The sequence below is a fragment of the Rhizobium sp. Root1203 genome, assembly GCF_001424945.1.
Lineage (GTDB): Bacteria > Pseudomonadota > Alphaproteobacteria > Rhizobiales > Rhizobiaceae > Rhizobium.
In genome coordinates this window covers 121859-145572 of record NZ_LMCW01000004.1, presented here as the reverse complement: position 1 = coordinate 145572, position 23714 = coordinate 121859, and the positions used below count along the sequence as shown (strand labels likewise).

Here is a 23714-nt window from a genome sequence, read left to right as displayed (position 1 = left end):
TGTTGGTTTCCACGCGGAACTGAGCCGGTTTTTCCACCGAGAAGTGAGCCACCTCTAAGTATGGTTTTCTGATCAGGGTTTGGTCAAGGGATTGGCTTTTTCTCCTTTCTTCTGTGCTGCGGCAGCCGAGCTGGCTTTGAAGCGGAAGCTGTCGTTACCGGTTTCCAGGATATGGCAACGGTGGGTCAAACGATCGAGCAGAGCGGTGGTCATCTTGGCGTCGCCGAAGACGGTTGCCCACTCGCTGAAGCTGAGGTTGGTGGTAATCACGACGCTGGTCCGCTCGTAGAGCTTGCTTAACAGGTGGAAGAGTAGTGCTCCGCCTGAGGCGCTGAACGGCAGGTATCCCAACTCGTCCAGGATGAGCAGATCGAGGCGGACCAAGATCTCCGCGATCTGGCCCGCCTTGCCTTTAGCCTTCTCCTGCTCGAGCGCATTGACCAGTTCGATGGTCGAGAAGAAGCGGACCTTTCGGCGATGATGCTCGACCGCCTGGACTCCGAGGGCGGTCGCGACATGCGTTTTTCCAGTGCCAGGGCCACCGATAAGGACAACGTTCTGCGCCCCATCCATGAACTCGCATCGGTGCAGTTGGCGCACGGTGGCCTCGTTGATCTCGCTGGCGGCGAAGTCGTATCCGGAGATGTCTTTGTAGGCTGGGAAGCGAGCAGCCTTCATGTGATAGGCAATCGAGCGGACCTCACGCTCGGCCATCTCGGCTTTCAGCAACTGGGACAAGATCGGCACGGCCGCATCAAAAGCTGGAGCCCCTTGCTCGATCAGGTCCGTGACGGCCTGGGCCATGCCATACATCTTCAGGCTACGCAGCATGATGACGACGGCAGCACTTGCGGGGTCATGACGCATGACGACCTCCTACGATCCGGACCCGCAAGCCATCGTAGCGTTCTACATTGGCCTTGGGTTCGCGCAGCAGGGTCAGTGCCTGTGGCGTATCGATGTCGGGACCGTCGGTCGTCTTGCCGTCAATCAGCCGATGCAGCAGGTTCAACACATGCGTTTTGGTCGCCACGCCTTGATCCAGAGCCAGTTCCACGGCCCTGACGACGACCTGTTCGTCGTGATGAAGCACCAGAGCGAGGATGTCGGCCATCTCACGATCACCGCCGGGGCGGCGAAGCATCTGATCTTGCAACTGTCTGAAGGCCAGCGGCAATTCCAGGAAGGGCGCACCATTGCGCAAGGCACCGGGTTTGCGCTGGATGACGGCAAGGTAATGTCGCCAGTCGTAAATCGTTCGTGGCGGCTTATCGTGGCTCCGCTCAATGACCCGTTCATGCTCGCATAGGATATTGCCCTCGGCCGCAACGACCAGTCTCTCGGGATAAATCCGCAGGCTGACGGGCCGGTTCGCAAACGATGCTGGCACGCTGTAACGATTGCGCTCGAAGGTGATCAGGCATGTTGGTGAGACGCGCTTGCTCTGCTCGACGAAGCCGTCAAACATGGCGGGGAGCGACATCAAATCTGCCCGCTCATCAGCCCAGACATCCGCGATCGTGCCGGACAAGGTGCCATGCGCCGTCTCCCGCCACAGGTCCTGGCAATGCTCTTCCAGCCAGGCATTCAACGCCGCCAAATCTGGAAAGTCCGGCATCTGTTGCCACAGCCGTGGTCGGGCATCCTGGACGTTCTTCTCGACCTGACCCTTCTCCCAGCCTGCCGATGGATTGCAGAACTCAGGCGCAAAGACGTAATGGTTCGTCATCGCGAGGAAACGGATGTTGACCTGCCGCTCTTTGCCGCGACCGACACGATCGACCGCCGTCTTCATGTTATCGTAGATGCCGCGACCAGGTACGCCGCCGAACACACGGAAGCCGTGCCAGTGGGCGTCGAAGAGCATCTCGTGCGTTTGCAGCAGGTAGGCCCTGACCAGAAAGGCCCGACTGTGCGACAACTTGATATGTGCGACCTGAAGCTTCGTGCGCTCGCCGCCGATCACGGCATAGTCCTCACTCCAATCGAACTGGAATGCCTCGCCTGGGCGGAAAGACAGCGGAACGAATATGCCGCGGCCCGCTTTCTGCTGCTCAGCCCGCCAGTCACGGGCGAATGCGGCGACCCGACCATAGGAGCCGGTAAAGCCGAGAACCACCAGATCCGCATGAAGCTGCTTCAGCGTTCGGCGCTGCTTGCGCGACCTCCCGGCCTCGGTCTTCAGCCAGCCAGCAAGTTTGTCGGCATAGGGATCAAGCTTGCTCGGTCGTTCCGGTACCGTGAACGTCGGCTCGATCGTACCAGCGCTCAAATACTTCGCGATCGTATTGCGTGACAGCCCGGTGCGCCGGCTGATCTCGCGGATCGACTGCTTCTCGCGCAGCGCCATCCGACGGATGATGTTTAAAAGTCCCATGTGGATCACTCCGTTGCCCCCGTCGCTCACCGCGTTGGGGGGAAGGTTCACATGGCTCAATTCTCAATGGAAATTATGCGCCCAACCGGCTCAGTTCTGCGTGGAAACCAACAACGTTGCCCCCGTCGCTCACCGCGTTGGGGGGAAGGTTCACATGGCTCAATTCTCAATGGAAATTATGCGCCCAACCGGCTCAGTTCTGCGTGGAAACCAACAGACGACATCAACGAGGCTTGGGACTACGCAATGTCGCTCGCTACGCCGGCGGTTGCAAACTCCTAATTTCTATGCCTTTTATGGGGCATCAAACGCGATTTGAGCGCGGCTGACAGCTGTCAGCCCCGCCGGCCACGGGACCGAATGTAGGTTCAGCTGCAACATTTGAGCAGTTGAATTCTCACCCTCGGGAGATCCCATGTAATGGCTGGCACTACCGATTTCGTCGGCGTTCGCGTCTTCTCCGACCTGACTTCCACCGTTGCCAAGATCGACACACGCGACAGCACCGTGATCGGGATGGCCTGCCCGGCGCCGAATGCTGACGTCACGGCGTTTCCAATCGACACGCTGGTTCGGATATCCACCGATGATGCCGTCCAGGTCGCCAAGCTCGGCGCCGGCATCGTGCTTGATGCAATCAACCAGATTGCCTCTGAAGGCATCGTCACAGACATCGCCTTCATTCGTACGCAGCACTCGGTCCTCACAGACCCAGCGGCAAAGCTTGCTGAAGAGGCCAACGCGATCGTCGGCTCGGCCGCGCTGAAAACTGGCGTCTGGGCGCTGCTCGATGCCAAGGCGCAACTTGGCTTGGAGCCGGGCGTCATCATCGCGCCTGGCTACACCTCCCAGCGCACCGGCGACGCGGCCAACGCGGTCGCGACGGCGATGTCGAACGTTGCTTCCAAGATCGTCGATTGCCTTGCGATCGTCGATGCCACGGTCACGAGCCGTGAAGCTGCGGTCCTGTACGCGGCCGACTTCAAGACCCGGCTCAACGTTGTCGCTTGCTATCCGCAGGTGATCGTCAACCTTGGCGCCGGCAACGTCACGCGCCCGATGTCGCCGCATGTCGCAGCGGCAATGATCCGTCGTGACAAGGAAACCGGTGGGCCTTACAAGGCTTTTTGGAACCGACCGCTGCGGGGCGTTCTGGCGCCTTCCGTCCCCGTCAGCTACATCGACGGCGAGATCACGTCCGATGCCAACTTCCTCAATCAGGCTGGCGTTGCGACCATCATCGAAGGCAACCTGCTTTGGGCGCCGTTCACGACTGCCACTGACCCGACCGTAATTGCCTGGCGCTCGATCAAGCGCATCAGAACGCGTCGTGCCGCCGAGAAGGCCGTCATGCGCCCGCTGCGCCAATATCTTTCCGAGGACATCACACCGCACATGGTGTCGTTGATCTATCGGTCGTTGGATCAGTTCCTCGCCGACCTCGTCACGCTCAAGGCGTTGATCGCCTACGAGCTGCTTTGGTCGTCTTCCATGAACCCTGCAACGATCCTCGAAGCCGGCGCGCTGCGAGTGAAGATGCGTTTCGCAGAAACACCGGACCTGGTCGACCTGCAGATCTACAGCGAGCCGCAGCCGGAAGCCTTCGACATCCTGCAGGCCGCCATCGCCGCGTCGCTATCGCAGCTCGGCCTCAGCAACGTCCGCGTGACGGCATAAGGAGACTTCCATGGATCGCATTATTCACGGTTCAAACTGGTATTGCGGCGAGATCAATCAGCGCCTGCGCGTTGACGAGACCACTCTGCCGGCTTTGAGCCGCGAGATGTCGTCGGTGGTCCTCGGGGGCGGTTACTTCGCTCTCGATCTGCCGGGCGAGATCCAGGCTTTGACGGCGGAGATGACCGTCAACGGCGCCCACGAGGATCTGCGCACCCGGTTCGGTCGCGAGCCAGGCGACTGGACCACGGTCACTTACTACGAGAGCCTCCTGGATGTCTTCCCGGCTGGCTCTGATGGCAGCGTACAGACGACCGGAGCTCCAAAGCTCAACGGTCGCGTCGTCTTCCTGAAGGGACTGCTCAACGAGTACACGCCGCCTGGCGTCAAGGGTCTGAAAGCATCGGGCGCGACCCGACTGCGGTTCTCTTCGATCGTGCTCTACCACGACATCTTCAACGGCAAGACGATCCACAAGTTCGATATCCAGAACAACACTCTGATCATCGACGGCATCAATTACACGGCCGAGCACAACCGGCTGATTTCGGCCTGACGAATACCAGGGGAGCGCGCCGGCTATAGGCGCGCGCGGCGAGGGCCGGTCGCCATAGCTGGCGGCCGGTCATTCCATTATCCGAGGAGGCAGACGCCATGACGCAACAGCAGATCAAGGCAAAGATTCAGACACCCATGTCCAAGAGCGATCCCAACGACGTGAAGATCGAAAGTATCCCACTTCCGCCGCCGGAGATGTGGAGCACATTGGACAATTCAACGGCGATCGCGCCGGCGTCGGTGTCGGCCGAGGCGGCGGTTGCTCCCGTCGCACCTGCCGTCTTCTTCGGGAAGCAACGATCGACGACGGTGCCGTTGCAGTTTCCCTTCACCCTCGACGGCTCGGAAATCACCGACGTCACGATCAGACGTTTGACGCTCGGAGAAGTCCAAGAGCTGCTGGCCAAAACGAGAGGCCGAACACTCGTCTTCATGGAAATCTATGCCGAGATGACCGGCCTTTCCGTCGAGACGTTGAAAGGGCTCGATGATGAGGACGGCGTAGCTATCACCGACGCGGCCTACGATTTTTTGCCCCCACGGTTCAAGACGGACGACGTGTCGTCGGCGACCTGACGAAGTGGCGCAGCTACGTCGCTCGCGTCGGTGCCTACCTGGATAAACAAGTGGAGACGGACATGTTTTGGGACGAGCTTTTGCAGTGGTTCGAGGAAGCCAGGCAGGTCCACGCCGAAACCTTTGGTTTGTTTCAGACGATCTTCGGCGGTCCTAAGTCATGAACGACATCAACGTTGCCCTGCGCCTCCGGCTGAAAAACGATCTGTCGCGGGAGGCTCCTAAAGCTGAGCGTGATCTCAAAGAGCTGAAACACGCGGCCGACGCGCTCGGCAAAGCGGGTGGCTCAGGCAAGCTCGGCAAGGAAATTTCGGACGTCCGGCGGGAAGCCGGCCGCAGCGAAAAGGCTGTTCGCAATCTCGATCGAGAGGCGCGCAAGCTCAATTCGGTCAACACCAACGCCGCTGAGCGTGAGGTCAAGGCGCTTGGAACTGCGGCTAAGGCTGCGCAGAAAGACGTTCGCAACTTGGAGCGTGAGGCCCGCAACATGCGGGCTATCGATCCGACTAAGATCGAGCGCCTGCAGCGGCCGGCAGGCACCCTACAGAACACGATGGGCATGTTGAAGACAAGCGCCGCCGGCGCAATCGGCGCGATGGCCGCGTTCGCCTCGGTCGATAATATCGTACGAGGAATGCAGCGGCTCAGCGAAGAGGCCCGCAAGCTCGATCGAGACGTCGCCTCGGTGGCCGTCACGGCGGAAATGCGCACGCCCGAAGCGGTCGCAAAAATTAGCAAGTCAAACGAGAAGCTCTCCGTTCGCTATGGCATCGAACAGCCAGAAGTTAATAACGCGCGTAAGGCATACGCTGCCGCCGGCTTCGGTATCGACCAGCAAGAAGCAATCTTGGATCCGACCCTAAAGGCAGCAAAGGCCGGCGATAGCACCGGCGAAACGATGGCAGGAGCGGTTATTGCCCTCCAGCAGAACCTGAAGGTGAAGGATCAGGAAGTTCCGGCAGTGCTCGACATGATGGCAAAGGGTTCCAAGCTGGGTAGCTTTGAAATCGATGCAATGGCCAAGAATTTCCCCTCGATGTCGACGCTCTACGCGCGAACGGGCAGGCAGGGGACACAGGGCACGGCGGAGCTCATCGCGTTGGCTCAGATCGCGCGTATGGGCGCGGGTAGCCAAGACGAAGCGGCGACCAACCTTCAGAACATGTTTTCAAAGCTATTCTCGGAGGACAGCGTCAAGAATTTCGACGAAAAGGGAGTTGATCTCGGCAAGCTCAAGAAACGGTCAGAGGCCAACAACACCTCGTACACCACGGCAGTTATAGACGAGGTGATGCGCCTCACAGGCGGCGACCCTCTTAAGGTCAACGAGCTGTTTTCCGATCAGCAGGCAGGGCTCGCGCTGGCGCCCCTGCTGAACAATCGGAAGAAATACAATGACTTTCTCCAACAGATTATCGGCGAAAGTCGGGGATCGGTCGATGCCGACTACGGCTTTGTCGAGAGCACCTCCCAGGAACGAGCCGATCGGCGCGGCGCGGCGTTGGAGGCGACAGGTAACAAGGCCGGTCGCGCTTTCGACAGCGTAGCGACGCCCCCATGGGAGTTCATCGTTCGCAACTACCTCAACCGCGAATACGGTTCCCAGGAGTATTCGAAGGAAGAACGCCAGCGGCTGAAGGGCCTCGACCTTGGCGATATTCGCGCGCAGATCGGTGACCGCGAAAAGCAGCTCTCCAACATCCCGCAGTCCAAATTCGACGTCGACATGTTCGCAGCCCAGCGACAGGTCATCGCCCAAGAAATCGATCGTCTCAAAGGCGAGTTGAAGGCCGGCGAGAACGTCCAAGGCGTGGGCGGCGGCGTGCAGCAGAACCTCGGCAAGGACATGTCCGGCGCGGCCGAAAGTTCGATGCAAGGCTACAACAATACCTTGAGCGCGGAGGGCGACAAGGCCGTTGGCATTGCGCGCGAGAAAGCGGCAGCCATTCGCGACAGTTTAAATTTCACGGCGACGCCGACAATCGCGCCAAACTTCCTGCCTCCCACTCCGGCGCCGGCCGCGCCATCCGGCCTTCCGAAAGACAAGCACTCCGCATTGTCCACTCCCAGCACAGTCAAGGTCGCGAACTACTTCCCGGCCGGCAACCCACGGCTTGCGGCGATGCGGGCGCAACGAGAGCAAAACCGGGCAATCCGTATGGCGTCGGCTCGATCTCTCTCTGACACCGGGGGCAAAATCGCGTGAGTGTTTTCGAGCCCGTTGGCGCCCTTATCTCAATCGGTGGCGCGATCCTTTACACGGTCGGGGGCCTCAATCCGCAGCGCCTGGCGTTCTCCAGCGAGGCTCGTTTTCCCGCCCATGCGACTCCATCCGGACTGCTCTATCAAAAGACCGGCCTCGGCGAGAGAAGCCTGTCGATCGAGGCGACCACGTTTCCGCATGTCATGGGCGGCCTCGACAACTATGCGATCCTGACAGCGCATCACCAGAGCCAGGCGACCGTGCCGCTGGTGCGATTGAAAGGCAACTATCTCGGCCTCGTTTCCGGCCTTTGCGTCATCCAGTCGCTCGAAGCCGATGAGGAAAAGCTGCATCCGTTTGATGGTGTCGGCCGCCAGATCGATGTCACGATCGGGATCTTAATGATGCCTGCCGGCATTGCTGCCGGCAGCAATATTTCCAGCCTCGGGGGACTGCTGTTGTGAGCACCTATGTCGTCGGCTTCAATGGCGAGCGGCTTGACCGCATTGCCAAGAAAACATTGCAAACCGAGCTGCAGGGCGCCGTCGAGGCGATCCTCGGCGCAAACCCTGACCTGGGCGATATCGCTGCATCCGGCTTCGTTCCTGGTGGTGCAGTCATCGTCATTCCGACGACGTTCGCGCCGCCCGCCAAGGCATCCCAGGTTCTGGCGTGGGAGTGAACATGCGGCAGCCTTTCGTCCAGGTCATCGGCCAAAGTGGCACTGATCTCGTGCCCGGTTGGGGCACGGCACTCGTGTCGGCTGAGTACACCGACAACGATGGTGGAGAGGCCGACGAGGTGAGCTTCACGTTTGCAGTTTCGGCGCCCTTTCCGGATAGTCCGGCCGAGGGCACGAAGTATCATTTCCTCTACGGATGGGCTGATGGAGACGTCCGCGACGCCGGGCTCTTCACTTATCAATCAGACAGCTTGGCCGGCGATACCGAAGGCGGCTGGACGATGACGATTACGGCACGCGCCAGCGACTTTATCGACGCGGACAAAGCTGCCGACACCGAGCATTTCGACGATACAACGGTCGGAGACATTCTGCAGAAGCTTGCATCTCGTGCCGGAAAATCTGCGGTGGTTGACGCGTCGATTGCTTCAATCAAAATCCCGTATCGGCTGCGCTACAACCAGTCGCTGACCGGTTTCGCCAGCGAGCTTGCGGAGGAGTTCGGCGGCACCCTGAAATTCGCCGGCGGCAAGATGTTGGTGCCAGCGCGGTCCACCGCGAAGACGGCCGGCGGTCGCGCCATGCCCACAATCACAATCCAATATTCGAAGGTGTTGGGCGGGGAAATTTCTACCGAAGGAAAGGCTCGCTATGCCGAGGTTGGCAGCGGCTATTTCGACCCGTTGGAAGGCGTTCAAAAGCTTGCAGAAGCCGCATCGATCGGCAGTGCTTCACGATACCTCTCATTGCATCCAGCACGCAGCCAGACTGAGGCAGAGCATTCGGCAAAGGCGCAGGGGGCAGAGCACGCTCGCGACAGCGTCACCGGCAGCATTGATGCCGAGGGCGATGCCAACGCCATGGCCGGCGCGCAGGTCAGACTCTCCGGCTTCGGTAGCAGTCGGGACGCGGCCGACCTCGTGGCGTCGTCGATCCATCACAGCTTCACCTTTGATGAAGGCGGCGGATGGACGATGTCGATCGAGCTTGGAAACAGAAAGATCGGCAAGCAGTCCTCGGCCGAGGACTGAGCGAATGTCGGGCGTCATTTCGCCCGAAGACGGGATCAAGTTTGGCGACCGAACCCGTCCGACAGCCGCTTGCACAACCGTCACATTCGCACCCTGCGCAGGGCCGGATCTTCGTGACTGAGTCGTGAGATGTTTGAAATGGTGAATAATGAAGCGTGGCGGGATGTCCCCAACACTCAGCCGCCGGCCGCTTGGATCGGTGGAAAACGGACGCTAGCGCCGCGCCTGGTCCAGCTCATCCAGGCGACCGATCATCAACTCTATGCTGAGCCGTTCGTCGGTATGGGCGGGGTCTTTTTCCGGCGAACGAGGGTGCCCCGTACCGAAGTGATCAACGACCGCAGCGGCGACGTCGTAAACCTCTTCCGCATCCTGCAGCGACACTATCCCCAGTTCATGGATACGCTGAAATTTCAGATTACCAGCCGGCGTGAGTTTGAACGGCTAAAAGCCTGTGACCCCACTACGCTGACTGACCTGGAACGCGCTGCGCGTTTCATCTATCTGCAGAAACTCGCGTTTGGTGGAAAGGTATCCGGCCAGAACTTCGGCGTACAGCGCAGTGGCAGCGCCCGGTTTAATCTGACGCGCCTAGCGCCCTTACTTGAGGACGTCCATGAGCGGCTGGCAGGCGTCACTATCGAGAACCTGGACTGGCTGGATTTCATCGACCGCTACGATCGGCCGGGCACGTTGTTCTACCTCGACCCACCCTACTTCGGCAGCGAGGGCGACTACGGTAAAGCGTTTTTCGCCCGAGAGCAGTTCGCGCTAATTGCCCAACGCCTAGCAACGATAAAGGGCGCCTTCGTTCTCTCGATTAACGACGTCCAAGAGGTCCGCGACCTATTCGCTGGCTTCCGCTTTAGAGAGGCTGAGCTGACGTACACCGTCTCTGGCGGCGAAGGCACGGCAGCCAAGGAATTGATCATCACGGGGAAAATGGGCTAGTCGCCTTAAAGGCGGCTTTGAGATGACTTCGAGCCGCCTTTAAATTATCCGAGATGAAATGCAGAAAATTGCAAAAGCCGGTGTCAAAATTGCAAAATTTCGCGGCGAGCTACACTTAGGAACGAACTGTTCCCTATGTATCCGGGTCGGACAGCTGGGGTGTGGTAGCGGGAGAGGGACTTGAACCCCCGACACGCGGATTATGATTCCGCTGCTCTAACCAGCTGAGCTACCCCGCCACGAAGACCTTGTGAATGCTTGGATATCCAAGCAACAGGTCCGTTTGGATGTGCGGCTTATAAAACCGCCTTCCCTTCAGTGTCAAGCGCAACTTCATAAAAGCTTGGGGTAAAAAAACCAGCCCGTTCACGCCGCGACGGCGCCTGCAAGCAGCGCCTTCAGCGAGGCTTCGGCCGCCGGTTCGCGCTCCGAGCGCTCGATAAAGCCGCCGCCGTAGACGCGAGCGTTGTCGCCCGGCGCCGAGTAGAGGGCGCAGGCCTGGCCCGGCGCGACGCCCGCCTCGCCGACAGCCAGATCGACATGGATGCCGGTCTGGTCGGCATGCAGGACGGCCGGCGTCGGCGCGCGCGTGGATCGCACCTTGGCGAAACAGGCAAAGCCCTCGCCCGAAGCCGCCTGCAACAGCGCCTCGTCGCCCAGCCAGTTGACGTCGCGCAGATAGACGCGGTGCGTTTCCAGCGCCTCCTTGGGGCCGACGATGACGCGCCGCGAACGGGCGTCGAGGTAGACCACGTAAAGCGGTTCGCCGGTGGCAACGCCGATGCCGCGGCGCTGGCCGATCGTATAGTGAAGGATACCCTCGTGCTGGCCGAGCACGCGGCCGTCGAGATGGACGATCTCTCCCGCCAACGCCGCATTCGGCTTCAGCTTGTTGATGATATCGGTGTATTTGCCCTGCGGCACGAAACAGATGTCCTGGCTGTCGGCCTTCTTGGCGACGACGAGGCCCATTTCTTCGGCGAGCTTGCGGGTTTCCGCCTTCGGCAGCCCGCCGAGCGGAAAGCGCAGGTAGTCGATCTGCTCCTGCGTCGTCGCAAACAGGAAATAGCTCTGGTCGCGGTCGGCATCGGCCGGACGGTAGAGCGCGCGGCGGCCGGGATTGCCCGGCTCCGGGTTCGGCCGCGAGCGGATATAATGGCCGGTCGCCAGCGCATCGGCGCCGAGTTCCTTGGCCGTTTCGAGAAGATCGGCGAACTTGACCGTCTGGTTGCATGAGACGCACGGGATCGGCGTCTCGCCGGCCACATAGCTTTCCATGAAGGGGTTGATCACCGTGTCGCGGAACCGCTTCTCGTAGTCCAGCACATAGTGCGGAATGCCGAGCGTCTCGCAGACACGACGGGCATCGTCGATATCCTGGCCGGCGCAGCAGGAGCCGGCACGGTGAACGGCGGCGCCGTGGTCGTAGAGCTGTAGCGTGATGCCGAGCACATCGTAGCCCTGGCGTTTGAGAAGGCCGGCCACGACGGAGCTGTCGACGCCGCCCGACATGGCGACGACAACGCGGGTATCTTCCGGCTTCTTGTCAAAATCCAGTGTGTTCACGGGGTGCTGCCAATTCTAGAGCGTATCTCGATCCGCCCTGCCATGCGGCAGATCCGGCGGACTTTCATCCCTGCCGGCGGGATCGGCCGCAGGCACTTTCGTTGGCGAGGATATAGAAAGGATTGGCTCCCGGCGCAAGAGGCGGAGGCTGTGGCGCCTACGCGACAAGCCACGGGCAGAGACCAGTATAGGCCCCGTCTGCGTCTCCTCCCCGAGCGGTCGCCCGCCTGCCGGGACATTGCTCCACGCGCACCTCGACCTTCATGCGGCTTCATCACCCATGGTTTGGCCATGCCTGCCTACTCTGAGGTTTTGCGTCCCACCCCCCTGCGCCGCGCCGGCCGCAACGCCTTGCGGTGTATCCGACGACCGGACGCGGAGATTATGGATACGAGTTCGGGAGCGGGGATAATCGAGGGGAATATTTCCGCTAAGCGATTGATGATGCTCACCTGACCATGCAGAATCATTCCCCATTTCTGGCCTGTGCCAGTCGTTCCAACGCCCATCCTACCCTCATTCCTGTGCTCGTCACAGGAATCCAGTGCGCCCAAGTCCTTAGGCGCGGAAAACGCTTTGTCCGACGATAAAAAGACGAGTCATTCACGGCGCCGAAGCGCCGTGGCTGGACTCCTGTGACGGGCACAGGAGTGAGGGAGAGGTGGCGGTCATGCCGGTCGAGGAATACGTGGCAAAGGCCCATGCCGAAGTGATGGACCCTGTTCAACTACACCTCATTCCTGTCCCGCGTCGTCCCTACGTGCACACCACCCTCTTTCATGTGCCCGTCACAGGAATCCAGTCCGCCCAAGTCCTTGGGCGCGCGGAAAACTCTTCGTCCGACAACAAGGGGCGGGTTATTCACGGCGCCGACCCGCCGTGGCGGTAGGAATGAGAGGCGTGAGGCGTGTCGAACGAACGCGAGCCTCAGGACAGAGAACCAGCGTCCTGGCGGCTGGCTTGACGAGGGGAAGATGCAGGTGCGGCGCCGATCGCGGTCAGCCGGTTGAAGAGTTGAACCAGCCCGCCAACGTGCTTCCACGATTTCGGTGTGCGCCCAAGCCTGGCGATGCCGGTAACCTGCGGCGCGTCGGCGCTGGTTTCGGTTCCTGTCGGTTCGGCATCCCGGTCCGGAGGCGGTGAATAGATCTTGCCCTGGTCGAGCGAAAGGATTGTCAGTGCTGTCAGCATCGGAAAATCTCCTTGCAGCCTGCGCCGGTGGCGCGACAAGGAGCACTCTCGATGAAGCCGGCAGTTTGTGTCCTCAAGCGAGGCGCAAAAAACTCCAAAATGTTCCAAAGGAACCTGCGGCCCTTCAGCTTTCGGGGAGACCGGCCAGCCGCAGGCCATCAAGGATGGCGGCCAGCCGGCTCGGATCCTTGGCGGGTTGCCCGGCCTTTATGCTGCCGGTCGTCACGCCCGGAGCCATTCTCTTCAGCTCGCCAAGGAAGTGACGCGCCTCCTCCATGCGTCCAAGCTGCGCATTTGCGGCGATCAGCATCCAATAGATCGGATCGAAATTCGGATTGACGGCGAGCGCGCGCACGGCCCCGGTCAGTGCCTCTTCGTAGTTGCCCAGGATCATCTGCGCGTGCGCCGTTCCGCAAAGGGAGATATGCGCAAAGAGATCGCGCGGCGAGAGCCTGCTCGCGCGATGGAACAAAGCCAATGCGCCGGCCACGCTCCCGCAATGGAGGCTGGCCACTCCCGCCGCGGTCACGACCAGCATGTTGTTCGGGTTGGACTCCACCGCCGCGGCGAGGACTGCCATCCCCCAGTCGTACTCCCTGGCCACCTGCACCAGCGCCATCGCGCAATGCGCCATCACGGTCGGATCGCCAGCCGCCTTCTCCAGTCCGTGCCGAGCAAATTCGAAACACTTTTCCCGGTCGTTCGCGCCGATTGCCGGCCACCCCATCGTGATGCGGTGCTCCAGCGTCCATGCCGCAAGGCCAAGCAGGTGTGCGTTGTCCGGCTCCAGGACCAGCGCCTCGGTGAGCAGCGCATAAGCCAGAGCGTTCTCGCCGGCCGATTCCGCCAAAATTCTGGACAGTGCATCCAGATAGGCGTCGTAGGCCGCGATGCTTCCCGGCCGCTCCCTCCGGGAACGTTCGATTTCCGCTGCCTTGATATGCGGCTCGACGACCGTTGCGACGTTCTCGGTGATCCGGTCCTGGAAATTGAACACGTCGTCGAGCGCGCCGTCGAAGTTCTGGGCCCACAGGTGCGCCCCGCTGCCGCCGTCGATCAGCTGCGCCGTTATCCTGAGTTGGTTTCCCGCGCGCCGGATGCTGCCCTCGAGCACATATCGGACGCCGAGTTCCTTCGCCACCTGCCGCACGTCGACGTTGCGCCCCTTGTAGGCGAAGGTGGAGTTGCGGGCGATGACCGAAAAGCTCCTGAAGCGGCTGAGCGCCGTGATGACGTCGTCCACCACGCCATCCGCAAAATAGTCCTGTTCGGGGTCGCCACCGAGATTGGAAAAGGGCAGGACAGCGAGCACCGGAAACGGAGCATCCGTCTCCTTCATTGCAGCACCGGGACGAACGAGGCGATAGCCGACACGCGGCACCGTCACGATCCATTCCTGCCCTTCCGGTGTCTGGCCGAGTGCCTTGCGCAAGGCAGCGATCTGGACGGTGAGATTGCCTTCCTCGACGATCGAACCGGGCCAACCCCGCTCCATCAGGTCAGACTTGGAGACAATCCTTCCTTTCGGCATCGAAAAGGGCTTCGAGAAGCGCCAGCCCGCGTCGGCCGAGAGCGACGGACTTGCCGTTCCGCTGCAGCCGGCCGCAGACGGGATCCAGGACAAATGGGCCAAAAGAACAGCGCACGTGCGTCATGCGAAGAACATATCCCGTGACCCAACCCATGGAAACCGCGAATCCCGCCGCATCTCGGCTTGCGGGCAGCCTGGGCTCCTGGCGCCTTCGCGCCACAGGGATTGCGCGTGTCGACCAATGTGGAAAGAAGTCGAGTTCCCGCTCGTGGTTTAGTAGGACGTTAGAAGGTCAGCCCCGAAATCGGGTTGCACGCCGAGCATCGCCGCGGCCCGCTCCACGATGTCTCGCACCATGGGTGCCGCGTTGTTTGTCGCAAATGTCATGCCGTGATCCCCCTTGCGTGGTTCGTCACAAAAGGAAAGGACGACATATTGCGGGTTCTCTATCGGGAATGCCGCAAGATAGGCGTTGAAGCTCAGGATGTGCGAGTATTTTCCGTTGATGACCTTGTTCGCGGTACCGGTCTTTCCCCCGACATGAAAACCGGGAACATCGGCACTCCGACCCGAGCCCTGCTCGCCATTCAGCTTGAAGAGCGCACGGATCGTGTCGCTGGTGCTCGGCTTCACCACGACCTGAGCAATTTTATTCGCCTCCTCGACCGTGCGCGGCAAGAACGTGGGATCGATCAGTCGCCCGCCGTCGACCAACGCCGCCCCGGCCACAGCCGTTTGCAGTGGCGTTGTTGCAACGCCGTGGCCAAACGAAACGGTGATCGAGTTGATTTTCTTCCAGACCTTCGGCTGGCTCGGAGCCTTCACTTCCGGCAGTTCGGTGTTCAATTTTGTTAGAAGGCCGAAGCGTTTCAGATACTCTCTCTGGGCGTCCATGCCGATAATGTCGACCATCTTTGCCGTGCCTATATTGGAGGAGTGACGGAATATCTCCGGCACGGTCAGCCGGCGACGAGGCACGTAAATGTCGTCATGGATGGTGAAGCCTCCGATGCGGATTGGCTTGGTCGCATCGAACGTGTCGGTGATCTTGACCAGCCCGCTGTCCAGCGCCATCGCCATGGAAAATGTCTTGAATGTCGAACCCATTTCGAATGTTCCATTTGACATTCTGTTCAGCCAGCCATCGCTGCCCGTGGCCTGAGGATCGTTCGGGTCGAAGTCGGGAGCCGAGGCCATCGCCAGGACTTCACCGGTACGAATATCCAAGATGACCGCACCCGCAGCCTTGCTCTCGTAGCGGGTCAAGGCATCCACCACGACATCGTGAACGACGTTCTGTACTCGCAGGTCGATGGACAGCCGAACGGGTTCCAGCGTGTTGGTGCTCACCAGTCCGGCAGATGCCAGGTCTGACAAGCCTTGCTCGTCGAGGTATCTCTCCATTCCGCTTACGCCGCGGTTGTCGATATCGACGTATCCGAGGATATGTGGCGCCGTGCGTCCACCAGGATAGAAACGCTTCACCTCAGGGCGAAAGCCAATTGCAGGCAGACCGAGCGCCAACACCTCGCTTTGCTGCTTTGGCGACAACTGACGCCTCAACCATGCGAAGTGAGAACGCTCGTTCGTCAGCTTCCGGTATGTCGCTTTCCTGTCGAGGTCGTGAAAAATTGTCGACAGCTGCTCGACCACGTCATCGGCGTCGACGATCTTCGCTGGCTCGGCGAACATCGACACGGTCCGGATGTCGGTCGCAAGCAGTTGTCCGTTGCGGTCAATTATATCCGGCCGCGACGCTAACATGGACGGTCCGGGCGGGATCGAGGAGGCGTCCACAGTGGTCCGCGCGCCGTAATAAACAAGTTTCGCGCCAATCGCGGCATAGGCAACGACGAAGGCACCTGCCAGAACCGCAATACGCGACTTGGGATTTGCAGATTTGGAGCCCGGCTTTTTCAACCCGTTGTCGCCAAACCGAAAGCGTGGTTCGAGCCTGATCAGGCGACCGCTCCGGGAGGCTAAAGCGTGAATAATAGACATTGCCTATGAATACCAAAGGTTGGCAGGTGAAATGCATTGAATCCTAATTGCAATTTATGGTAGCACATAAAAACGTTAACGCGGCGTTAAGGGGACGCGTCACGCCGGGGAGCACACACGTTCATTTTGTGTCACCCTTACCCTTCGATGCGGAATCCTGCGGGTATCTCCGTGAGCGTCGTCGGCTGCGTCTCGACATCGGACACCGAAGCGCCGGGCGGCCCGCGTCGGAAGCGTTCGATCATGGTCGAGATCGCGGCATCGGCTCCCGCGATCAAGGCGACGACGGAGCCGTCCGCCTCGTTGCGGACCCAGCCGGCCAGGCCGAGTTGCAACGCCTCGCGCCGCGTCCATACGCGGAAACTCACGCCCTGCACCTTACCCCTTATCCGCACCAGGACGGCTTCGTGATCATCGGACATAGCTGCTTCCCCAGGTATCCGCTGTAAGATGGAACGATCCGGAACGCAGGCAAGAGACATCCCGACGCCATGACCAGCGCCCGGCTGTCCCCACGGCATTCCCGTGTATTGCGGCAGGCAGTCTGAACGCCGATCCTGATGTAGCTTACGGTTACATACTTGCATTTTCGCAATCCAGGCGCACCATTCCATCATCGGGATTGGCGTTAAGGGAGGCATGCCATGCACATGACAAAGCGCGATTTCACCAAAGGCTTGGTTCTGGCTGCGGGGTTTGCCGGGTTTGCCCCGGCAATGGTGCTGGCGGCCGATGTTACAGCGGCAGAGGCCCGCGCCATCGCCAAGGAGGCCTATATCTACGGCTTCCCGATGGTGGACAGCTACCGCATCCAGTACGCCTATTTCGTCGACGCCAAAAACCCCGAATACAAGGGTCCGTGGAACCAGATCATCAACACGCCGCGGGTCTATACCCCGGCGGACACGGCGATCCAGACGCCGAACTCGGACACCCCCTACTCGTGGCTGGGCATGGACCTGCGCACCGAACCGATGGTGCTCACCGTGCCGAAGATTGAAAAGGATCGTTATTTCAGCGTCCAGTTCATCGATGCCTATACGTTCAACTTCGCCTATATCGGCAGCCGCGCAACCGGCAATGGCGGCGGCAGCTTCCTCGTCGCCGGGCCAGGCTGGAAAGGCAAGACGCCCAAGGGGATCAAGAAAGTGATCCGCTCGGAGACCGACTTCATATGGGCAGCCTATCGCACGCAGCTGTTCGATCCGGGCGATATCGACAACGTCAAGAAAGTCCAGGCCGGGTACAAGGCGGAGCCCTTGTCCGAATTCCTCGGCAAGCCCGCGCCGAAAGCCGCGCCCGCCGTTGATTTCATCACGCCGTTGACGCCGGACGAAGAAAAGACGTCGCCTGATTTTTTCAACATCCTCAACTTCATCCTGCAATACTGCCCGACCGACCCATCCGAAACCAAACTGCGGAAGCGCTTCGCCCAGATCGGCCTCGGCGGGGGCAAGACCTTCGATGCGAGCAAGCTATCGCCGGAAATGAAAGCCGCTGTCGCGCAAGGGATGGCTGACGCCTGGAGTGATTTCGAGACCTTGGTGAAAGAGCAAATCGACACCGGGAAAGTGACCTCCGGCGATCTGTTCGGCACCCGGCAGTACCTCAAGAACAACTACCTCTACCGCATGGCGGGAGCCAAGCTCGGCATCGGAGGCAATTCGAAGCAGGAAGCGATGTATCCGGTCTATGCCCTCGATGCGGACGGGCAGAAGCTGGACGGTGCCAACCGCTACACCATCAAATTCGAGAGGGGGCAACTGCCGCCTGTCAACGCGTTTTGGTCACTGACGATGTATGAATTGCCGCAGAGCCTGCTCGTGGCCAATCCGATCGACCGCTACCTGCTCAACTCGCCGATGCTGCCGCACTTCGTGAAGGATGCCGATGGTGGCCTGACGTTCTATGTCCAGAACGAGTCACCGGGCAAGGATAAGGAGCCGAATTGGCTGCCTGCGCCCAAGGGTCCATTCACGGTAATCATGCGCCTCTACTGGCCCAAGAAAGCCGCGCTGGACGGAACGTGGAAGCAACCACCGATGAAGCGATCGACATAAGGCCGGCGGTTCACGCAACCGCTGCTTCCGGATCGCGAACCAGCCCCCAAACATCAGAAACAGCTTGACGGCTATGTTGTATATACACTATACGGAGCCATGACGAAGAATGATCGGACACGCATCGGAGTTGTTGGAGAAATCACGCGTGAGTGTATGATGACGCGCACGCGACGTATCGCACGCGTGATCACCAGCATTTACGATCATTTCCTGCGACCGCACGGGATCAACGCACCACAGTTCTCTTTGCTGGTGCTGATCGCAAAGATGGGAGGCGCCAGTCGCTCGGAGATCGGGCGCGCCAATCACCAGGAGCGGTCCACGCTGACGCGCAATCTGGCGCTTTTGTTGGCCGAAGGCTGGATAGAAGAAGTGGTCTCCGATGCCGGGGGGCGGCGGCGCCCCATCGTTATCTCGAATACAGGCAGCCAGTTGCTGGAGTCGGCGGCTCCCTCCTGGCGAGACGCGCAGGCAAGAGCAAAGGAACTGCTTGGAGACGCCGGCGCGAACGCAATCGTGGAGGTTGCAGACAGCCTCCCCCTCACCGAACCCTACGAGTAGTGGGCGCTTAATGTTGCATATGCAACACAAGCCTTAGAAAGGAACTTAGAATGAGTATGATAGTCAAAGCCGCAGCCGTTCAAATCAGTCCCGTGCTCTACAGCCGGAAAGGCACGGTCGACAAGATCGTCGACAAGATCCGCGAACTTGGACGGCTCGGCGTGCAGTTCGCGACATTCCCCGAGACAATCGTTCCCTACTACCCGTATTTTTCCTTTGTGCAGCCGCCCTATGCGAATGCAAAGGAACACCAGCGTCTGCTGGAGGAATCCGTCGTCGTCCCCTCCCCTGAGACGGATGCCATCGGCAAAGCAGCCAGGGAAGCCGGCATCGTCGTGTCGATCGGAGTCAACGAACGGGATGGCGGATCGATCTACAATACCCAGCTTCTCTTCGATGCCGACGGGACTCTGATCCAGCGGCGCCGCAAGCTTACGCCAACGCACCATGAGCGAATGATATGGGGGCAAGGCGACGGTTCGGGCTTGCACGCCGTGGACAGCGCCGCTGGGCGCATTGGGCAGCTTGCATGTTGGGAGCACTATCTCCCGCTCGCCCGATACGCGCTCATCGCCGACGGCGAGCAGATTCACTCGGCGATGTATCCCGGCTCCTTTGCCGGTCCTCTCTTTGCGGCACAGACGGAAGTCAATGTCCGCCAGCACGCGCTGGAATCCGGATGCTTCGTCGTCTGTGCGACCGCCTGGCTGGATCCGGATCAGCAGGCGCAAATCATGAAGGACACCGGCGCGCCGATCGGCCCGATTTCCGGTGGCTGCTTTACCGCCATCATTGCGCCCGACGGGCAGATCGTCGGCGAGGCGCTGACGTCCGGCGAAGGCGATGTCATCGCCGATCTGGATTTCGCGCTGATCGACGCGCGCAAGCGGCTCATGGACTCGCGCGGCCACTACAGCCGCCCCGAGCTGCTGAGCCTGCTGGTTGATCGGTCGCCCGCGCCGCATATGCATGACCGCAGCGCGTACAGGGAGGCGGAAGCATCCCGCCCGGTCACAAACGGCGAGAGGACATCGGAGGTCCTGTGACCGGCAGCCGCCAAAGCCCGCTTGTTACAACTTCTTACAAAATTCGCCCGGGCGGACACGTCGCAGATACATGCATGCCGCTAAATCGCGTTGTGACCGGCAAGGTTTAGACCAGCGTTGGCGGCACGGCACTCCCGAAAACAGCGCTCAATTCCGGCCGCAGGACGGTCGGGAGCCAGAGATTGAGGAAAAGCGACATGACCATGAAACGAGTGATGACAGCGGCGTTGCTGATACTGGGCGGCGCCCTTTCCGGGCAGCCGGCGTACGCACAACAGCTCCACCGCACGGATCTTCTGAGAAGCGACTTCAGCGTTGCCGACCGCGAAGTTTTGCAGGTCCGCGTGGACTTCGAGCCCGGCGCGGTCTCGATCAAGCACAGGCACCCGGGTGAAGAGGTGGCCTATGTCCTTCAAGGCACGCTCGAGTACCAGATCGAGGGCAAACAGCCCGTCACGCTCAAGGCCGGCGACAGCGTGTTCATTCCGGACGGCGTGGCGCATCTGGCTAAAAACCTGGGCGATGGCACGGCGTCCGAGCTTGCCACCTATATCGTGAGGAAAGGTCCTGCGCTGGTCCAGCCCGCCGAATAGCTGGCGACACCTGAGGAGGTACGAACATGACGATGCAGCACCTTGCCGTAGTGACTCGCCGTACGCTGCTTCTTGGCGGAGCGGCGGTTGCAGCACTGCCTGTGTTTGCGCCCGCCCTGGCGGCCGCCGACCCCGCCACACCCAAGGCTTCCAATGCCGACATCAGGCCGTTTCGTGTCTCGGTGCCGCAAGAAGCCCTGGACGATCTCCATCGCCGTCTCGCCCAGGCACGCATGCCTGAGCAGGAAACCGTCGACGATCGCTCCCAGGGCGTCCAACTCGCTGAACTCCAGCGGCTGGTGACGCGCTGGGCGAACGGCTACGACTGGCGCAAGGCCGAGGCAAAGCTGAACGCGTTGCCCCAGTTTCTGACCAACATCGACGGACTGGATATCCATTTCATTCACGTCAGGTCACGCCACCCGAAAGCCATGCCGCTCGTCATGACCCACGGATGGCCGGGTTCGATCTTCGAGTTTCTTGACGTCGTAGGTCCGCTCACCGATCCCACGGCTTATGGGGGGAGCGCCGAGGATGCCTTTCATCTGGTTCTTCCGTCGATGCCGGGATTCGGCTTCTCGGAAAAGCCGCACGACACCGGTTGGGACCCGCAGCGTATCGGTCGCGCCTGGGACACACTGATGAAGCGGCTCGGGTATCAAGCCTACGTTTCGCAGGGCGGGGACTGGGGTGCGATAATCTCGGATGCCATGGCCCGCCAGGCGCCGGCGGGCCTGTTGGGCATCCACGTGAACCGGATAGAGCGTGCCACGACGGTTCCGCCGGAGATTGCCATGGCCCTGAAGAACGGTGAACCCGCTCCGGCAAATCTGAGCAGCCAGGAAAAAGCTGTCTTCGATCAGATAAGAGAGTTCCTGAGCCAGGGGTTCGGATATGCCGCCATCATGGCGACCCGCCCACAAACGATCGGCTACGGCTTGTCCGACTCCCCGGTAGGACTGGCGGCATGGCTATATGACAAGCTGGCTGACTGGGTGTTCACGCGCGGCAATCCCGAAGCGTCGATCTCGCAGGACGCGATTCTCGACAACATCACCTTGTATTGGCTTACCAATACCGGTGCTGCCAGTGCGCGGATATACTGGGAAAACGCTGCCCACAATGCGAAGCTCGTTCCCGTCTCGATCCCCGCCGCAGTCAGTATTTTCCCCGGCGAGGTCTACAGGCCGCCGAGGAGTTGGGTGGAGCGGGCCTACGGCAATCTCATCTATTACAACGAGGTCGACAAGGGCGGTCATTTCGCAGCCTGGGAACAACGAGACCTGTTCTGCGCCGAGCTGCGCAATGCCTTCCGCACACTCCGGAGCTGATCGCCGCATCGCTTACGCCCCACACACAGCAACCCGGCCGTCCACCTCGTCCGGTCCTGCGGGAAATCCCGCTTCGCGCACGCGTCCGATCAGGGTTTCCACAATGACCGGATCCTCGAAGGTTTCCTGGACGCAGATGTACTGGGTCGACAGGCCGGGATCGAGTGAAAGCGCCTGTTTGACGAGCGCCCGCGCTTCGTCGGGGCGCCCGCGGGCGATGTGCGCGGCGATCTGGTAGATCAGGGTGCGCCTGGTCTGGAACGGGAGCGCGTGTGCGACGCCCAGCATATCGTCGAACCGGTCGAGCACATAGAGGGCTGCGACCCGCTCTTCGATGATCCAGACGGGCAGGAAGGGATCCAGTGCTTCGGCGCGGTCGAGAAGTTCCAATGCCCGCGACGCTTCGCCCACGAAGACGTAGAAGGAGGCACTCCGCCCGATCATGTAGGCGTCGTTGGGAGCGAGTTCGAAGGCCCTGTTGTGGTGAAAGCGCGAGGTCGCGAAGTCGCCGGATTTCATCTTGATCGACCCCATGATGCGATGGGCTTCCGGATCGGTCGCGTCCAGGTCGAGCGCATGGGCGACCTGGCTTTCGGCGCGGGACAGATCGAATGACGGAAGATTGCTCCAGGAACAGACGTGCATGGCGAAGGGCCGTCCGAAATTCGGATCGAGCCCCATGGATTTCTCGAACCAGCGCATGGCTTCGTGAATGTGGTCGTCGGAAACACCCGCCAGGCGATGGTGATCGAGTCCCCTCAGGTAGTATTCGTATGCCGACATCGTCTCCGGCCGCTTCAGCCGCGCGGCGGACAGTTCCGATTGCTCGACACGGCCGGAGATCGTAGCGGCGACGCGCGCGGTGATCTCGTCCATGACGTCGAGCAGTTCCTGAAACGGCCTTCGGATGCGATCGCTCCAGATGAGGTGCCCTTCGCCGGTCTCCGTCAAGGCGATGTTGATGCGCACGTCGGTGCCCGCCTTGCGCACCGAACCGCCGACGACGTAACGCACGCCGAGCGCCTTACCGATTTCAACCGGGTCGGACGTCGTCAATACCGTCGATGCTGTCCGTGAGCTGACGAAGAGGCTCTTGAGACGGCTGAGTTCCAGCGTCAGATCGTCGGTGATGCCTTCCGCAAGGAAGAGCTGGTCCTGATCCGCCCCCGGCGCGACACCGAGGCGGGTGACCGCAACCGAATTCGCGCGAAACGGCCCCGAGGTCTCCGGTTCCAGCCGCGTCGGGGCAACCTGATAGCCGTGGCGATCCATCAGGGCGGCGACGCGATAGACCTGCATTGGCTCCGATATGCCTTTCAGCTGCCGCTCGCCGACGAAATCGAACTTGCACGGCGAGATGCGGCGCACCTGGTCGTAGAGGGCCGCCGAAACCTCGATCGCACCGGGCTCGGCCGAGGCTTCGATCCGTGCCGCAATATTTACGCCGTCGCCCCTCAGGTCGTCGCCGACGACCACCACGTCGGCGATGTGCAGCCCGAAGCGCATGTCACGCGCACCGACCCCCGGCACCTCGCTGACCCGATATCGTGCGTCGATGGCAGATCGCAGCGCATTGACGGGGCTGTCGAACTCGGCCAGCACGCAATCTCCGGCCGTGCCGAACACGCGGCCGTCGTGGCGTTTGACGCATTGGTCTATGGCATCAAGACATGCGTTCACGCGCGATACGCTTGCCTCCTCGTCGACCTCCATCGCGGAAGTCGAACCGACATAATCACCCACCAGAATTGTTGCAAGCCGGCGGCGCATCGTCGA

Annotated in this window: 21 protein-coding genes, 1 tRNA gene and 1 pseudogene; 14 read left to right on the top strand and 9 right to left on the bottom strand. The window is 60.8% G+C overall.

Annotated elements, in window-relative coordinates; translation table 11 throughout:
• Positions 1 to 72 precede the first annotated feature (72 nt).
• Together istB and istA are read right to left on the bottom strand one after the other, a co-directional pair.
• Positions 73 to 867 (bottom strand): IS21-like element helper ATPase IstB, encoded by a 795-nt coding sequence (gene istB, locus ASC97_RS05975; RefSeq protein ID WP_057467428.1) that lies wholly within the window; start codon positions 865 to 867, stop codon positions 73 to 75.
• Complete coding sequence (istA, locus tag ASC97_RS05970) at positions 857 to 2377, bottom strand: IS21 family transposase (protein ID WP_113000519.1); 1521 nt, start codon at positions 2375 to 2377, stop codon at positions 857 to 859. The genes istB and istA overlap by 11 nt, the downstream gene beginning before the upstream one ends.
• Positions 2378 to 2797: 420 nt before the next feature.
• Here istA and ASC97_RS05965 point away from each other — a divergent pair, with 420 nt between their 5' ends.
• The 8 genes from ASC97_RS05965 to ASC97_RS05930 all read left to right on the top strand — a co-directional run bounded on the left by ASC97_RS05965 (position 2798) and on the right by ASC97_RS05930 (position 10055).
• A complete protein-coding gene (locus tag ASC97_RS05965) occupies positions 2798 to 4054 on the top strand; it encodes a phage tail sheath family protein (protein ID WP_057467427.1) in 1257 nt (418 codons plus the stop codon).
• Positions 4055 to 4064: 10 nt separating this feature from the next.
• Positions 4065 to 4610: a phage major tail tube protein gene (locus ASC97_RS05960; RefSeq protein WP_057467426.1), complete on the top strand. Its 546-nt coding sequence runs from the start codon at positions 4065 to 4067 to the stop codon at positions 4608 to 4610.
• Positions 4611 to 4708: 98 nt separating this feature from the next.
• Positions 4709 to 5188, top strand: coding sequence for a phage tail assembly protein (locus ASC97_RS05955; RefSeq protein ID WP_057467425.1), 480 nt, complete (start codon positions 4709 to 4711; stop codon positions 5186 to 5188).
• Between the two features lie 160 nt (positions 5189 to 5348).
• The gene (locus ASC97_RS05950; protein WP_057467424.1) at positions 5349 to 7394 is read left to right on the top strand and encodes a phage tail tape measure protein; all 2046 of its coding nucleotides are present in this window, start codon (positions 5349 to 5351) and stop codon (positions 7392 to 7394) included.
• Positions 7391 to 7855: a phage tail protein gene (locus ASC97_RS05945; protein WP_057467423.1), complete on the top strand. Its 465-nt coding sequence runs from the start codon at positions 7391 to 7393 to the stop codon at positions 7853 to 7855. The genes ASC97_RS05950 and ASC97_RS05945 overlap by 4 nt, the downstream gene beginning before the upstream one ends.
• The gene (locus ASC97_RS05940; protein WP_057467422.1) at positions 7852 to 8073 is read left to right on the top strand and encodes a tail protein X; all 222 of its coding nucleotides are present in this window, start codon (positions 7852 to 7854) and stop codon (positions 8071 to 8073) included. Before ASC97_RS05945 ends, ASC97_RS05940 begins: the two co-directional genes overlap by 4 nt.
• Positions 8074 to 8075: 2 nt before the next feature.
• The gene (locus ASC97_RS05935; RefSeq protein ID WP_057467421.1) at positions 8076 to 9104 is read left to right on the top strand and encodes a phage late control D family protein; all 1029 of its coding nucleotides are present in this window, start codon (positions 8076 to 8078) and stop codon (positions 9102 to 9104) included.
• Between the two features lie 138 nt (positions 9105 to 9242).
• Positions 9243 to 10055: a DNA adenine methylase gene (locus ASC97_RS05930; protein WP_057467420.1), complete on the top strand. Its 813-nt coding sequence runs from the start codon at positions 9243 to 9245 to the stop codon at positions 10053 to 10055.
• 162 nt (positions 10056 to 10217) lie between these two features.
• On the opposite strand, the gene ASC97_RS05925 is transcribed toward ASC97_RS05930, so the two are convergent.
• A tRNA-Met gene (locus ASC97_RS05925) sits at positions 10218 to 10294 on the bottom strand.
• Between the two features lie 127 nt (positions 10295 to 10421).
• Positions 10422 to 11621 carry a tRNA 2-thiouridine(34) synthase MnmA gene (gene mnmA, locus ASC97_RS05920; protein ID WP_057467419.1) on the bottom strand — a complete coding sequence of 400 codons (1200 nt, stop codon included), beginning with the start codon at positions 11619 to 11621 and terminating at the stop codon, positions 10422 to 10424.
• Between the two features lie 670 nt (positions 11622 to 12291).
• Here mnmA and ASC97_RS05915 point away from each other — a divergent pair.
• On the top strand, positions 12292 to 12510 hold the full coding sequence (locus ASC97_RS05915) for a hypothetical protein (RefSeq protein WP_057467418.1): 219 nt from the start codon (positions 12292 to 12294) through the stop codon (positions 12508 to 12510).
• Between the two features lie 38 nt (positions 12511 to 12548).
• On the opposite strand, the gene ASC97_RS05910 is transcribed toward ASC97_RS05915, so the two are convergent.
• The 4 genes and pseudogenes from ASC97_RS05910 to ASC97_RS05895 form a co-directional block, all read right to left on the bottom strand.
• On the bottom strand, positions 12549 to 12812 hold the full coding sequence (locus ASC97_RS05910) for a hypothetical protein (protein ID WP_057467417.1): 264 nt from the start codon (positions 12810 to 12812) through the stop codon (positions 12549 to 12551).
• A 124-nt stretch (positions 12813 to 12936) separates the two neighbouring features.
• Positions 12937 to 14467 (bottom strand): annotated as a pseudogene (locus tag ASC97_RS05905) (winged helix-turn-helix domain-containing protein).
• A gap of 149 nt (positions 14468 to 14616) precedes the next feature.
• Positions 14617 to 16344, bottom strand: coding sequence for a peptidoglycan D,D-transpeptidase FtsI family protein (locus ASC97_RS05900; RefSeq protein ID WP_057467416.1), 1728 nt, complete (start codon positions 16342 to 16344; stop codon positions 14617 to 14619).
• Positions 16345 to 16481: 137 nt separating this feature from the next.
• Positions 16482 to 16766 (bottom strand): acylphosphatase, encoded by a 285-nt coding sequence (locus tag ASC97_RS05895; protein ID WP_057467415.1) that lies wholly within the window; start codon positions 16764 to 16766, stop codon positions 16482 to 16484.
• Positions 16767 to 16994: 228 nt separating this feature from the next.
• Here ASC97_RS05895 and ASC97_RS05890 point away from each other — a divergent pair, with 228 nt between their 5' ends.
• The 5 genes from ASC97_RS05890 (at position 16995) to ASC97_RS05870 (ending at position 21938) form a co-directional block, all read left to right on the top strand.
• Entirely contained in the window at positions 16995 to 18404 is a 1410-nt protein-coding gene (locus ASC97_RS05890; protein ID WP_443216728.1) for a DUF1254 domain-containing protein, read from the top strand.
• 159 nt (positions 18405 to 18563) lie between these two features.
• The gene (locus tag ASC97_RS05885; RefSeq protein ID WP_244481399.1) at positions 18564 to 18968 is read left to right on the top strand and encodes a MarR family winged helix-turn-helix transcriptional regulator; all 405 of its coding nucleotides are present in this window, start codon (positions 18564 to 18566) and stop codon (positions 18966 to 18968) included.
• A 50-nt stretch (positions 18969 to 19018) separates the two neighbouring features.
• Positions 19019 to 20014 carry a nitrilase-related carbon-nitrogen hydrolase gene (locus tag ASC97_RS05880; protein ID WP_057467412.1) on the top strand — a complete coding sequence of 332 codons (996 nt, stop codon included), beginning with the start codon at positions 19019 to 19021 and terminating at the stop codon, positions 20012 to 20014.
• A gap of 197 nt (positions 20015 to 20211) precedes the next feature.
• Positions 20212 to 20607 (top strand): cupin domain-containing protein, encoded by a 396-nt coding sequence (locus ASC97_RS05875; protein ID WP_057467411.1) that lies wholly within the window; start codon positions 20212 to 20214, stop codon positions 20605 to 20607.
• Positions 20608 to 20633: 26 nt separating this feature from the next.
• A complete protein-coding gene (locus ASC97_RS05870) occupies positions 20634 to 21938 on the top strand; it encodes an epoxide hydrolase family protein (RefSeq protein WP_057467410.1) in 1305 nt (434 codons plus the stop codon).
• 12 nt (positions 21939 to 21950) lie between these two features.
• Here ASC97_RS05870 and ASC97_RS05865 read toward each other — a convergent pair whose 3' ends face one another.
• Positions 21951 to 23708 carry an adenylate/guanylate cyclase domain-containing protein gene (locus ASC97_RS05865; protein WP_057467409.1) on the bottom strand — a complete coding sequence of 586 codons (1758 nt, stop codon included), beginning with the start codon at positions 23706 to 23708 and terminating at the stop codon, positions 21951 to 21953.
• Positions 23709 to 23714 lie beyond the last annotated feature (6 nt).